Origin of the sequence: Collinsella sp. CLA-ER-H3, assembly GCF_040092425.1 — a bacterium.
In the GTDB taxonomy this organism is placed as follows: Bacteria; Actinomycetota; Coriobacteriia; order Coriobacteriales; family Coriobacteriaceae; genus Collinsella.
The window spans coordinates 34,922-47,383 of sequence record NZ_JBBNLP010000008.1; the positions used below are offsets into that span (position 1 = coordinate 34,922).

At 61.3% G+C, this 12,462-nt stretch carries 11 protein-coding genes; all 11 read right to left on the bottom strand.

Annotation, left to right across the window (positions count from 1 at the left end; translation table 11 throughout):
• Window position 1 precedes the first annotated feature (1 nt).
• Window positions 2-1,672, bottom strand: coding sequence for a ribonuclease J (locus AAAX32_RS07435; protein ID WP_006235967.1), 1,671 nt, complete (start codon window positions 1,670-1,672; stop codon window positions 2-4).
• A gap of 640 nt (window positions 1,673-2,312) precedes the next feature.
• Window positions 2,313-4,544, bottom strand: coding sequence for a polyribonucleotide nucleotidyltransferase (locus tag AAAX32_RS07440; RefSeq protein ID WP_349100403.1), 2,232 nt, complete (start codon window positions 4,542-4,544; stop codon window positions 2,313-2,315).
• 149 nt (window positions 4,545-4,693) lie between these two features.
• Window positions 4,694-4,972, bottom strand: coding sequence for a 30S ribosomal protein S15 (rpsO, locus tag AAAX32_RS07445; protein ID WP_035138510.1), 279 nt, complete (start codon window positions 4,970-4,972; stop codon window positions 4,694-4,696).
• 138 nt (window positions 4,973-5,110) lie between these two features.
• Window positions 5,111-5,860 carry a DNA repair protein RecO gene (recO, locus tag AAAX32_RS07450; RefSeq protein WP_349100404.1) on the bottom strand — a complete coding sequence of 250 codons (750 nt, stop codon included), beginning with the start codon at window positions 5,858-5,860 and terminating at the stop codon, window positions 5,111-5,113.
• 15 nt (window positions 5,861-5,875) lie between these two features.
• Entirely contained in the window at window positions 5,876-6,943 is a 1,068-nt protein-coding gene (gene era / locus AAAX32_RS07455) for a GTPase Era (RefSeq protein WP_349100405.1), read from the bottom strand.
• 12 nt (window positions 6,944-6,955) lie between these two features.
• Window positions 6,956-7,333: a diacylglycerol kinase family protein gene (locus tag AAAX32_RS07460; RefSeq protein ID WP_035138512.1), complete on the bottom strand. Its 378-nt coding sequence runs from the start codon at window positions 7,331-7,333 to the stop codon at window positions 6,956-6,958.
• Window positions 7,334-7,342: 9 nt separating this feature from the next.
• Entirely contained in the window at window positions 7,343-7,852 is a 510-nt protein-coding gene (ybeY, locus tag AAAX32_RS07465) for an rRNA maturation RNase YbeY (RefSeq protein ID WP_349100406.1), read from the bottom strand.
• Window positions 7,849-8,835 (bottom strand): PhoH family protein, encoded by a 987-nt coding sequence (locus AAAX32_RS07470; RefSeq protein ID WP_349100407.1) that lies wholly within the window; start codon window positions 8,833-8,835, stop codon window positions 7,849-7,851. The genes ybeY and AAAX32_RS07470 overlap by 4 nt, the downstream gene beginning before the upstream one ends.
• Complete coding sequence (locus AAAX32_RS07475) at window positions 8,816-10,108, bottom strand: MiaB/RimO family radical SAM methylthiotransferase (protein WP_349100408.1); 1,293 nt, start codon at window positions 10,106-10,108, stop codon at window positions 8,816-8,818. Before AAAX32_RS07475 ends, AAAX32_RS07470 begins: the two co-directional genes overlap by 20 nt.
• Before the next feature lie 9 nt (window positions 10,109-10,117).
• Window positions 10,118-11,266 (bottom strand): molecular chaperone DnaJ, encoded by a 1,149-nt coding sequence (gene dnaJ / locus AAAX32_RS07480; RefSeq protein WP_117635252.1) that lies wholly within the window; start codon window positions 11,264-11,266, stop codon window positions 10,118-10,120.
• 81 nt (window positions 11,267-11,347) lie between these two features.
• Window positions 11,348-12,451, bottom strand: a complete 1,104-nt coding sequence (locus AAAX32_RS07485) for a DnaJ domain-containing protein (protein ID WP_349100409.1) — start codon at window positions 12,449-12,451, stop codon at window positions 11,348-11,350.
• Between the last annotated feature and the right edge of the window lie 11 nt (window positions 12,452-12,462).

The window sequence follows — 12,462 nt, forward strand, 5'->3', positions numbered from 1 at the left end:
ACTAAACCTCCATGACGACCGGGATGATCATCGGACGAGTGCGCGTACGACTCCAGATAAAGTTAGAGAGCGAGTCGCGCACGGCCTTGCGAATGGCATCGGAACCGCTGCTCGTAAAGCTGAACTTGCCCTTCTCAATCGTCTTCATAATAGACGCGGAGGCATCCTCGGAGAACTGGTCGTCGATGGCAAACGAGACGCCGCGGCCCGAGAACTCGATGGCCTCAATCTTCTTGTGCTTGAGCGAGACGATGGCGACGGCCGTGACCATACCGTCATTGGCGAGCTTCTGGCGATCGCGCAGGACGATGGGGTCGGTATCGCCGATACGCAGGCCGTCGACGTAGACGACGCCGGACTCGACGGGCGTACCACGCTTGACGATACCACCGCGCATCTCGAGCGTGTCGCCGTTATCGAGGATAAAGATGTGATCATCCTTGATGCCCATCTTGCGGGCCAGCTGGGCATGGGCGCGCAGATGCACGGCCTCACCGTGAACCGGCATAAAGTACGTGGGCTTGGCCATGGCCATCAGGAGCTTAAGCTCCTCCTGGCTACCGTGACCGGAAACGTGAACGAGAGCGCGGTTCTTATCCCACACGTCGCAGCCGAGCTTGGCCAGGCTGTTGACGACCTGCTGGACGGCTTTCTCATTGCCGGGAACAGGAGTTGCCGAGAGGATAACGGTATCGCCCTCGTGGATGGAGAGCGTCTTGTGCTCGCCATTGGCCATGCGGGACAGGGCCGACAGCGGCTCGCCCTGCGAACCGGTGCACATGACGACAATCTTGTCGTCAGGCAGGTTATCAATGTCAAAGGCATCGATGATATCGGCGTCGTCGATGTTGAGGTAGCCAAGCTCGCGCGCCACGCGGGTGTTAGTGAGCATGGAGCGACCGGTCACAACGACCTTACGGCCGCACTTGCGGGCGGCATCGCAGATCTGCTGCAAACGATGGATGTGGCTCGAGAACGACGCGACGAACACGCGACCCGGGGCGTTCTTGATGGCGTGCAGCAGGTTGGGACCAACCTCGGCCTCTGACTTGGTAAAGCCGGGAACCGTGGCATTGGTGGAGTCGGAAAGCAGTAGGTCGATGCCCTGCTTAGCAAAGCGGCTGATAGCGGCATAGTCGGGCGTGACGCCATCGATGGGCGTCTGGTCGAGCTTAAAGTCGCCGGTGTGCATAACGGTGCCCTGATTTGTGCGGATGAACACGCCCAGAGCGCCGGGGATGGAGTGCGTCATCGAGAAGAAGTCGAGCGAGATGCCGCCGAGGTTGACATGGCTGCCGCCCTTGACCTCGCGGAACTTGGGTGCGCGGATGCGGAACTCAGAAAGCTTGCCCTCGATAAAGCCAAGCGTCAGCTTGCTCGAGAAGATGGGCACCTTATTGTTGAGGTCCTGCAGCAGGTACGGAAGCGAACCGGTGTGGTCCTCGTGGCCGTGGGTGACGACGATACCGCGGAGCTTCTCCTCGTTCTCCAGAACATAGGTGTAGTCGGGAAGCACCAGATCGATACCAGGCTGGGAGTCATCCGGGAACATGAGACCGGCGTCGACGAGCACCATGTCGTCGCCGCACTCGAAGACCGTCATGTTCTTGCCGATGCCGTCAAGGCCGCCGAGCGGAATGATCTTCAAGGGAGATGATTTTTTAGCTGCCATAGGTTAGTGTGGTTTCCTTTCTTCGAAACGGGTCTGGAACAACCGACGGGGCGCTTCTGGCAAACCGACCGCCGGGAACGTACAAACATGCATCACAGAGTCGACGCAGTAACCACAGTATGATACCCATTTGCCCACCAACAGACCACCCATGCATCAAAGCCCCATCTGAACTGGTCCATCCCGCCGGTTTCCCGTGGGGCGGGCACTGATGAAGTTTCCTGCTCTACAGTCCTGCTCACGACGGAGGCCACATTAAGTGGCCTCCTGTTCGTGCGGAACTCGCGATAAACTTCATCAGTGCCCGCCCCACGGGAAACCTGCCAAATAGAGACAGATTTATTTTGGTCGGTTTTATCTGGGAAGATGCTGCTGCGGTTATCTACAGATCTGTAATCTGACTACTGAATAGACTGTCTAACTAAATAGCGAGCGGCATTAACCAGCCCTTTTGCTTGCGCCCGGGAGGGACGCATATGAAGTTTATCGCGAGTTCCGCACGCAAAGGAAAGCACTTAATGTGCTTTCCGTCTTGCGCAGGACTGAAGAGCAGGAAACTTCATATGCGTCCCTCCCGGGCGCAAGCAAAAGGGCGACCCCATTGCGGAGTCGCCCTTGTTGAACTGCTTATGTGGAGCTGCTACTCGGCGTCGTGGTGACGGCGGGGCTTGCGGCCTCCGTTGTCGCCGGGACGGCGCGGACGGTCGCTACGCTCGGAGCGCTCACGACGCTGGAAGTGCTCGCCGTCGCCCTCGGAGGCACCCTCGGCGCGAGCCGGGGCCTCGGGCTTGTCAAGACGATCGAGCGAGATCTTGCCGCGATCGTCGACCTCGATGACAACGACCTTGACCTCGTCGCCCACGTTGAGGACGTCCTCGACCTTCTCCACGCGGCCCTTGGCGACGCGGGAGATGTGCAGCAGGCCGTCCTTACCGGGCAGCAGGTTAACGAAGGCGCCGAAGGGCTGGATGGAGACCACGCGACCGGTGTACTCCTCGCCCGGCTCGGGAACCTTGATGATGAGCTTGATGCGCTCGACGGCCTGGTCGACGGACTCGCCGGTGCCGCCGACAAAGACGGTGCCGTCCTCCTGGATGTCGACCGAAGCGCCGGTCTCATCCTGGATACCACGGATGACCTTACCGCCGGAACCTATGACGTCGCGGATCTTGTCGGTCGGAACCTGGATGGAAACGATGCGCGGAGCGGTGCTGCGCGTAGTGTGGCGCGGCTCGGGGATAACATCGAGCATCTTCTGCAGGATGAAGGCGCGACCCTCCTTGGCCTGCTGCAGAGCGCGGGCCAGGATATCGAAGGTGAGGCCGGTGGCCTTGTTGTCCATCTGCAGGGCGGTGATGCCCTCGGTGGTGCCGGTGACCTTAAAGTCCATGTCGCCCAGGAAGTCCTCGAGACCCTGGATGTCGGACAGGACCACGGTCTTGCCCTCCTCCTGGATCAGGCCCATGGCGATACCGGAGACCGGGCGCTTAATGGGCACGCCGCCGTCCATAAGGGCGAGCGTGGAACCGCAGGTCGAAGCCATCGAAGAGGAGCCGTTGGACTCCATGACCTCGGAGACCACGCGGATGGCGTAGGGGAACTCGTTCTCGTCGGGAAGCACCGGAAGCAGAGCGCGCTCAGCCAGGTTGCCGTGACCGATCTCGCGGCGCTTGGGGCTGCCCATGCGGCCGGTCTCGCCGGTGCAAAACGGCGGGAAGTTGTAGTGGTGCATGTAGCGCTTGCCCTCGGTGGGCTCGATGGTATCCAGACGCTGGCCCTCGTTGAGCATACCGAGCGACAGGACGGAGAGCACCTGAGTCTGACCGCGCTGGAACAGGCCGGAGCCGTGAACGAGCGGCAGGTAGTTGTCCTTCACCATGATAGGACGGATCTCGTCGGCGGCACGGCCGTCGACGCGCTCGCCGGTCTCGACGACCATGGTGCGCATGGCCTTCTTCTCGAGCTTCTTGAGCGCCACGGGGATCTCGCGCTCCCAAGCAGCCTGCTCCTCCTCGGTGAACTCGGCGCGGATGGACTCCTTCAGAGCCTCGACCTTGCCGATACGGGAGAGCTTGTCGGCGTCGCGCAAGGCGGCTGCCATCTCGTCGTAGTGGGCGAAGATGCGCTCCTGGACCTCCTCGACGGGCTGGTCGAGCGGGTACTCCTTCTTGACGATGGGGCCGTTGACCTGCTCCCACTCGGCGACGAACTCATCCTGAGCCTGGCAGAAGCCAGCAAGGGCCTCCTGGCCAAACTTCATGGCGGCGAGCATGTCGTCCTCAGAGATCTCCTCGGCGCCGGCCTCGACCATCGAGATGAAGTCGGCGGAGCCGCCCAGCTCCAAGTCCAGATCGGAGTTCTCGCGCTCCTCGTAGGTGGGGTTGACGATAAACTCGCCGGTCTCCACGTTACGGCCGATGCGCACGCAGGCAAGCGGGCCCTCGAAGGGCACGCCGCCGAGCGTCATGGCCAGGGAAGCACCCATGACGTTGATGACGTCAAAGGGGTTGACCTGGTCGGCGACAAGCGAGGTAGCGACGATGTGCACCTCGTTGCGGAAGCCGTCCGGGAAGCTCGGGCGAATCGGACGGTCGATCATGCGCGCGGTGAGCGTGGCCTTCTCGCTGGGACGGCCCTCACGCTTGAGGTAGCCACCCGGGATGCGGCCGGCAGCGTACATCTTCTCGTTGAAGTCGACGGTCAGCGGGAAGAAGTCATAGTTCTTGCGCTCCTTGGAGACGACCACGGTATCGAGCATCGTGGTGTCGCCCTGCTTGACCAGGCAGGCGCCGGTGGCCTGCTTGGCAAGCTCGCCCGACTCAAAGGTGTAGGTCTTGCCGTACAGCTCAAAGGTCTTGGATACGAGTGTCATTGTTCTCCTTTACCCCACAGGCCCCTTGCCTGCGGGCTTCTCATGTGACGCGGACCCCCTGCCCCCGCCACGCTTCAGAGCGTGATTGTTCGCGCCCTTACACAAAAAGAGCGCCCCGCTGCGCAGGACGCTCTTAGCATGTACAAATCCTACTGGATGTTGTCGCGGATGCCCAGAGCCTTGATGAGCTCACGGTACTCGACGATGTCGTTCTTCTTGATGTAGGAGAGAAGACGACGACGACGACCGACGAGCATGAGCAGACCACGACGGGTGTGGAAGTCCTTCTGGTGGGACTTCATGTGCTCGGTCAGCTCCTTGATGCGCTCGGACAGGATGGCGACCTGAACCTTGGGGTTGCCGGTGTCGACCGGGGTGTTACCGAACTGGGCAGTCAGCTCCGCCTTGCGCTCTTTGGAAACAGTCATTGTTTCACCTTTCTTTTTGCGTCGCCATCGGGCGACTCGATTCGCCTCGGACTGGGAAGCCGCCGGTGGAGCGAGCAACCAAGGTCGAGGTACCAACAGGTCGGTATGTTACCACAAGCAGCCCGCGCCTGCGCATCATCACCGACCCAACATGAATTCCATCGCACGGAGGCGCTGATCGGTGTGCGTCGCAGCCCAAACATGCGAAAGCCCCAGCAAAAAGGCTGCGGTATGCGGGTCGATTCGCTCGGCCAAAAGCGCATCGAAGGTCATGGACATGAGGGCGCGCAGCCATGCGGCCTCACCGGTCGACACCAGTTCGGCACCTGGAACGCTCGACGCGCACGACCCGCACATGAGGCCGCCCGCCTGGGGCGAAAAATACGACAGCATGGGGTCTCCGCACAGCACGCAGGCCGAAAAATCGGGTCGATAGCCAACGTGCGACAACAGCTTAAAGACATATGCCGCCACGAGCAGGTCCATATGCGCCGCGTCGAGCCCGCTGCCGACAAGTGTGAGCGCCCGCTGCGTGATGGCAAAGGTAAACGGGTCCTCGGCGTCCTCAAACGAGCACACGCGCGCGACCTCGGCAATCGCGCTTGCGGCGCAAGTCGTCTCGTAATCGGGCGCAGCGCCGAGCGGCGCTTCCATAAGCTCGGCCTGGGAAACCACGTCGAGTGACCGTCCGTGCGCGAGCAGCATATCGACGGTACAGAACAGCTCGCAGCGCGCAGCCAGGCGTCCACCGGGTTTGCGGGCGCCCTTTGCCACGGCACGAACCTGCCGACCCCGCTCGTCAAGCATCGTCAGGATCAGGTCCGTCTCTTTGAGCTTCGTCTTATCGAGGACGAGCACCTTCGTGCGATATGTCCGGGAGCCTGCCATGCGCGCCGCGCGTCCTTAGTCCTCGGCGTTATAGCCAAAGCGGCGAATCTGGGCCTCGTCGTCACGCCAGCCGGCCTTGACCTTCACGTCCAGCTCCAAAAAGACCTGCGTGCCAAAAATGCGCTCAAGATCGCGACGGGCGTCGATACCGATATGCTTGATCATCTCGCCGCCCTTGCCGATGATGATGCCCTTCTGGCCCTCACGCTCAACGTAAATGGTGGCGTGCACGCGCAGTACCTTCTTGGTCTGCTCGAGCGCATCGCAGATCACGCCAACGGAGTGCGGAATCTCATCACGGGTGCGGCGCAAGACCTTCTCGCGCACAAACTCGGCAACGAGCGTCTCATCGGAAGCGTCGGTACCCATGTCCTCGGGGAACCAACGCGGACCCTCGGGCAAAAAGTGCGCAACGGTCTCGATAAAGGCATCGACATTGAAGTTCTTAACCGACGACGTCACGATCTCGTCGTCATATTCCATGAGCTCGTGGGCAGCCTTAAGCTGCTCCATGACCTGTGCGGGGTCGGCCTCATCGGCCTTAGTGAGCACCAGGACCTTCTTGGAACGGGCGCATCTGACGCGCTCGGCAACCCAGGCGTCTCCCCTGCCGATCGGTTTGGTGGCATCAATCAAAAACGCGACGACATCGACATCGTTCAGCTCGAACAACGCGCTCTTGTTGAGCTCGGATCCCAGACCGTCCTTGGGCTTGTGGATACCCGGGGTATCGACAAAGACCAGCTGGTAGCCGGGACGGTTGACGACGGCGCGCATGCGGCGGCGGGTCGTCTGGGCCACCGGCGAGGTGATGGCGACCTTTTTGCCATAGCAGGCATTAAGCAGCGTGGACTTGCCGGCGTTGGGACGACCGACCAGCGCCACAAAACCGCTGCGGAAACCGGGCTCCACGTCACCAAAGCCCGCGAGGCTATCGCCCTCGTCGCACAGGGCGTCGAGCTCCTCGTCGCTCATGCCCTCAAACGGGTCGAACTCCTCGACATCCTCGAGCCCCTCGGTATCCACCGCGTCCAAAGTCTCGTCGTCCAGGATCTCATCGGTAGGCTGCATATTGTCGGACATGGGAATCCCTTTCTAAATAAAGCCAAGCGCGTGGGCAAATACCAGCACGCCCACAATCGCGGCGGTGATGGAAAGAATGTATACAGAGGCGGCGGCGATGTCCTTCGCACGCTTGGCCAGCGGATGGAGCTCCTGGGTCGCCAGGTCGACGATAGCCTCCATAGCGGTGTTGCACAGCTCGCCGTGAATCACCAGGCCACAACAGATGATAATCGTGGCCCACTCGGCAATGTCGAGACCCACGATACAGCCGGCAATGACGGTGCACACGCCCGCCACGAGCATGACCTTAATGTTGCGCTCGGTCTTGACGGCGGTGACGAAGCCCTCCATGGCGTAGGAAAACGACTTTAAGAAGGACGGATGGTCCTTGTTCGATCCGGGAATCATAGACGGCTCCTAGTCGTGGGCGTGGTTGGTGATGGGGCCGACGTGGACTAGCTTGGGGTCCTCGCCGCGCTCGAACGCCAGATCGCGCAGGATGGCGTCCTCGCGGGCCTCCATGACCTCGGCCTCGTCGTCCTCGATATGGTCATAGCCCAGCAAGTGCAGCATGCCGTGTACGAGCATCAGACGACACTCGTCAGCGGGGCTATTGCCAAAACCGGGGGCCTGACGGGCAATAACCTGCGGGGCCAAGATGATATCGCCGAGCTCGAGCGTCTCGTCGGCGGGAATATCCTCGTCAAAGGCCGAGTCGCATTCAAACGAGAGCACATCGGTGGTGCGGTCGATACCGCGCCACTCGTGGTTGAGCTCATGCATCTCGTCCTCGTCGACATACGAAAGGGAAATCTCGACTTCACGCTCAACGCCCTCGGCGGCAAGCACAACCTCGCAGATGTGCTCCACCTCCTGCGCGTCGAGCAGCGTATCGAGCTCGGCATCGTTGCTGATCAATACACTCAACGGGACTCCTTTCGGTCACGTACGCGCTTCTCGCGCACATCATCATAAGTATCGTATGCCTCGACGATACGACCCACCAGGGCATGGCGCACCACGTCGGCACGCTCGAGGTGCGAAAATGCGACATCATCGACACGGCCCAAAATCTTCTCGACATCCGCCAAGCCACCACGACGACCCACCAGGTCACGCTGGCTCAGGTCGCCGGTAATCACGAACTTGGAGTTGAATCCCAGGCGCGTCAGGAACATCTTCATCTGCTCGGGCGTGGTATTTTGCGCCTCGTCGAGCACCACGAAGGCATCACTCAGCGTGCGGCCGCGCATGTAGGCAAGCGGGGCGATCTCGATCACGCCGCGGTCCATAAGCTCATCGGTGCGCTCGCGATCCATCATGTCAAAAAGGGCGTCGTAAAGCGGACGCATGTAGGGATCGATCTTTTCCTCGAGGGTGCCGGGCAAAAAGCCCAGATTCTCCCCCGCCTCGACAACCGGACGCGCCAAGATCAGACGGCCCACCTCGTGACGCTTGAGCGCGGCAACGGCGAGCGCCATAGCCAGATAGGTCTTACCGGTACCGGCAGGACCCAAGCCAAACGTGATGGTATGCGAGCGGATGGCATCCACATAGCGCTTTTGCCCGAGCGTCTTGGGGCGAATGACGCGGCCGCGATACGAAAGCAGCACGTCATCGCGAAGCGACGTAGCCTCGTGCTCACCGTCGCGCAAGACGGCCAGGCAGCGAGAGACATCGTCGGCAGACAGCGTGCGCCCGGCGGCCGCCTCGCGAAAAGCGTGCTCGAAAAAGCGCGCCACGAGTTCGACCTCGTCCGGGTCGCCGCTCACGGAGATGCTATCGCCACGGGCGACCACATGGGCGCGAACCAAGCTCTCAAGCGCACGAAGGACGCCGTCGCCGGCGCCCAAAACGCGCGAGGGATCAATTCCCTCGGGAACGGTAAGTCTAATCTTCGAGGCTTCCATGAACCTCCCTGCGTGCATGGACCAAGCCGGAATCATCGACTCCGATGATAGCAACATCGAGCAGGCACGGGGCTGTAAGTCCACAGGTATCGTCAAGACGGGCATGATGGAACGAGCCGAGCGTCAGGTTGTCACCATACTCGAGCACGGCACGCTCGACCGTGCCCACGCGACGACGAGCGTCGGCAATGGCAAGCTCCTGCGCCGCGGCTCGCATACGACGACTGCGCTCGGCCATAACCTCAGGCGGCACCTGGTCGGGCATGTCGGCAGCAAGGGTACCGGGACGCCTGCTGTAGCGAAACACGTGCATACGCGAAAAGCCCACGCGGCGGCACAGCGCCAGCGACTCCTCAAACTCCTCGTCCGTCTCGCCGGGAAAACCGACGATGACATCGCACGAAAGGGACGCCTGGGGCAAGATGGCACGAATCATACGCACCGTGTCCACAAAGGCCTCGGCACTATAGGGACGACCCATGCGATGCAGCGTCGCCGTACAGCCGGACTGTACGGGCAGGTGCAAAAACGGGGCAATACGCTGCGGATAGCGCGCCATAACCTTAAGCAGGCGCTCAGAGATATCCATGGGTTCGACCGAGGAAATGCGCACATGCGCAATAGTCGTGCGCTCCATGATGGCCTCGAGCAGCTCATCGATTTCGACATGCTCGTCGGTCGCGCTCTTGCCATCGTAGGCACCCAGGTTCACACCGGTCAGCACCACCTCGGGCACGCCGGCCTCCTGGGCCTCGCGAACTTGCTCAAGCACGGACTCGACGGGCACGGAACGCTCGGGACCGCGGGCCTTCCACACGATGCAATAGGTGCAACGGTGGTTGCAGCCATCCTGGATCTTCACGCCCAGGCGAGAGCGACCGAGCGCATCGACCACCTCGCCATCGCTGCAGGCGGGAACGCTATCGGACTCAACGCCCAGCACCTCGCAGACACGTTCGGCGACATCGATCTTGGACGGCTCGGCGATCACGCGATCCGAAAGCTCCAACAGCTCCTCGGGATGCAAATTGACCACGCAACCGGTCACGAGCACATAGGGCTCATTTGGATGGGCCAGCGCATGACGGACGGCCTTACGGGTCTTGGCCTCGGCCTCGCCCGTAACGGCACAGGTGTTAATGACGATCAGATCGGCATCCTGGGGCTCCACAATAGCAAAGCCCAGGCGCATAAGATCGGCAGTGATACGGTCAGACTCAACCCGGTTGACACGGCAGCCGAGGTTGACGACGGAAATATGGGGTGCGAGCACGCGGGCTCCTTAATCGAGGATATCGTCGAGGGCACTCTTGATACGGTCGGTCACCGACTTCTTACCGGAAGCGACGTCATCGCCCATCTCATCGGCAAAAGCACGGAGCAGCTCGCGTTGCTTATTGGAAAGATTGGTGGGAACGACCACGCGCAGTTGCACGATCAGGCGGCCACGCGAACCGCCACCGCCAATGCGCGGCATGCCGTAATTATTGACGCTCACGGTGTCGCCGTACTGGGCGCCGGCGGGAACCGTCACCTTAACGACCTCGTCGGGCATAATGCCCTCGACCTCGATCTCGCAGCCGAGCGCAGCCTGCGCAATCGAGATATCGCTCACCAGGTACAGGTCGTCACCGTTGCGCTTAAAGCGCTCATGGTCGGCGACGCGCACGTTGACAATCAGGTCGCCCGAAGGCTCGCCGCGAAGGCCGGCCTCGCCAAAGCCGCTCACACGCAGCTGGCGACCGGTCGAAACGCCGGCGGGAATATCGATGTCGATCTTTTCGTGCGAAGGCGTGCGGCCCTGACCGTCGCAGGTCTCGCAGGGATGGTCGATAACCGTGCCCTCGCCATGGCAGTCAGGGCAAGGCGAGGAAGACTGAACCTGGCCCAAAAACGATCGCTGAACCGTCGTGACGTAGCCCGTACCGTGGCAGCGACTGCACTGCTTTTCCTGTGCACCCTCGGCCCTACCGGTACCGTTGCAGTCCTCGCAAGGAGCAAGGCGGTCATAGCTGATCGTCTTTTTGCAACCGAGCGCCGCCTCCTCGAGCGTCACCGAAAGCGAGATGGCCATGTCGCGTCCGCGACGACGCTCACGACGGCTGCGGGCACCACCACCGGCACCGCCGCCAAAAAACGACGAGAACAGGTCGTCCATGCCCATGCCACCAAAGATATCGTTGATGTCGACATAGCCCGAACCACCAGGACCGTCGGCAGTGCCGTAACGGTCGTAGTTAGCACGCTTCTGCTCATCGGAAAGAACGGAATAGGCCTCGTTGAGCTCCTTGAACTTGGCCTCGGCCTCGGGATCGTCCGAAACATCCGGATGTACGGTACGGGCCTTCTTTAAAAACGCACGCTTAATCGTCCGCGCGTCGGCATCCCTGTCGACGCCAAGCACCTCGTAGTAATCCCTATTTTCCGACACGACCGAATCCTTCCGACTTTCATTATTGTCACAGTGCGTCCTATACCCAAGCTGGGCCGACCGCAAACAAAGGGTTTGATGTTATTGCATTTGATACGGCGAAAGCATGGCCCGTTGCGAGCAGCTCGCGAACCAAACCGACACGAGCGCGAACATGAAGCCGTTGGCAAAACCGTTGGCAAACTGCATCGCACCGCGCTTCCACCACAGCAGGCTGCGATGAAGCACACCGTCCGAAAGCACCATGAACAGGCCCATGGTAAACGGAATAAAGCACATCACGGCAAAGGCCGAGAACACTCCCGAGATGGCCGACAGCACCAAAAACGGCGCCACAATGCCCATCAGGTAAAAGCCAGTACGAGCTTTGCCTTCCAAGCGCTCGGCCTCAACATGGGCGCGGCCGACCAGGTCGCCGCCCGCGGCACCGTTAGTGCCAGCATGGCCCATGCCGCTAATGCGGACCTCGTCGCCATCGTGCGTGCCGGCAGGAAACTCAATCGTCTGTTCGGAGGTCACACGGGTTCGCCCGCTGCCACCGCAATCGGGGCAGGGGTCGGCCACGACCTTACCGGAACCGCCGCACTCGGGGCAGACCGACTGGAACGTGCCCGCACCAAACAGGAAGGACAGGTCGACGTCGATGTGGCCGCGGCCACCGCAGCTCGGGCAGGTATGGGCATGCTCAGACGAAACGGAGCCCGAGCCGCCGCAGTTGCTACAGGTATCGAAGCGCGTGTAGCGGACGGTCTTGCGGGCACCGCCCTTGGCCTCCTTGGCGTCGAGTTTGATATCGACGACCACGTTGGCGCCGTTCTCGGGATTGTAGGCAGCCTGGCCGCGACGCTGCTGGCCCCAGGCGCCACCAAAGGGAAAGCCGCCCTCAAAGGGATTGCCATAGCCCGTGCTGCCGGCGTAGCCGCCACCATAGGGCGAAGCCGTAGGAGCACCGGCAAAGGGATTGCTAGAACGCATGGCGTCGTAGCGCGCACGTTTTTGCTCATCCGAAAGCACGGCGTAGGCCTCGGAAACCTCTTTAAACTTTTCCTCGGCATCCGGCTCTTTATTGACGTCCGGATGGAGCTTACGGGCCTTTTGCTGGAAGGCCTTTTGAATATCACGCGAGGTGGCGTCCTTGGAGACACCCAGAATCTCGTAGTAATCTTTTTCGTTCATCGTCGCCATGCGCGGCAACC

What these genes read in the sequence shown, in the direction of transcription:
- AAAX32_RS07435 (WP_006235967.1), bottom strand. Translation starts at nt 1,672, where the DNA reads ATGGCAGCTAAAAAATCATCTCCCTTGAAGATCATTCCGCTCGGCGGC.
- AAAX32_RS07440 (WP_349100403.1), bottom strand. Translation starts at nt 4,544, where the DNA reads ATGACACTCGTATCCAAGACCTTTGAGCTGTACGGCAAGACCTACACC.
- rpsO (WP_035138510.1), bottom strand. Translation starts at nt 4,972, where the DNA reads ATGACTGTTTCCAAAGAGCGCAAGGCGGAGCTGACTGCCCAGTTCGGT.
- recO (WP_349100404.1), bottom strand. Translation starts at nt 5,860, where the DNA reads ATGGCAGGCTCCCGGACATATCGCACGAAGGTGCTCGTCCTCGATAAG.
- era (WP_349100405.1), bottom strand. Translation starts at nt 6,943, where the DNA reads ATGTCCGACAATATGCAGCCTACCGATGAGATCCTGGACGACGAGACT.
- AAAX32_RS07460 (WP_035138512.1), bottom strand. Translation starts at nt 7,333, where the DNA reads ATGATTCCCGGATCGAACAAGGACCATCCGTCCTTCTTAAAGTCGTTT.
- AAAX32_RS07470 (WP_349100407.1), bottom strand. Translation starts at nt 8,835, where the DNA reads ATGGAAGCCTCGAAGATTAGACTTACCGTTCCCGAGGGAATTGATCCC.
- AAAX32_RS07485 (WP_349100409.1), bottom strand. Translation starts at nt 12,451, where the DNA reads ATGGCGACGATGAACGAAAAAGATTACTACGAGATTCTGGGTGTCTCC.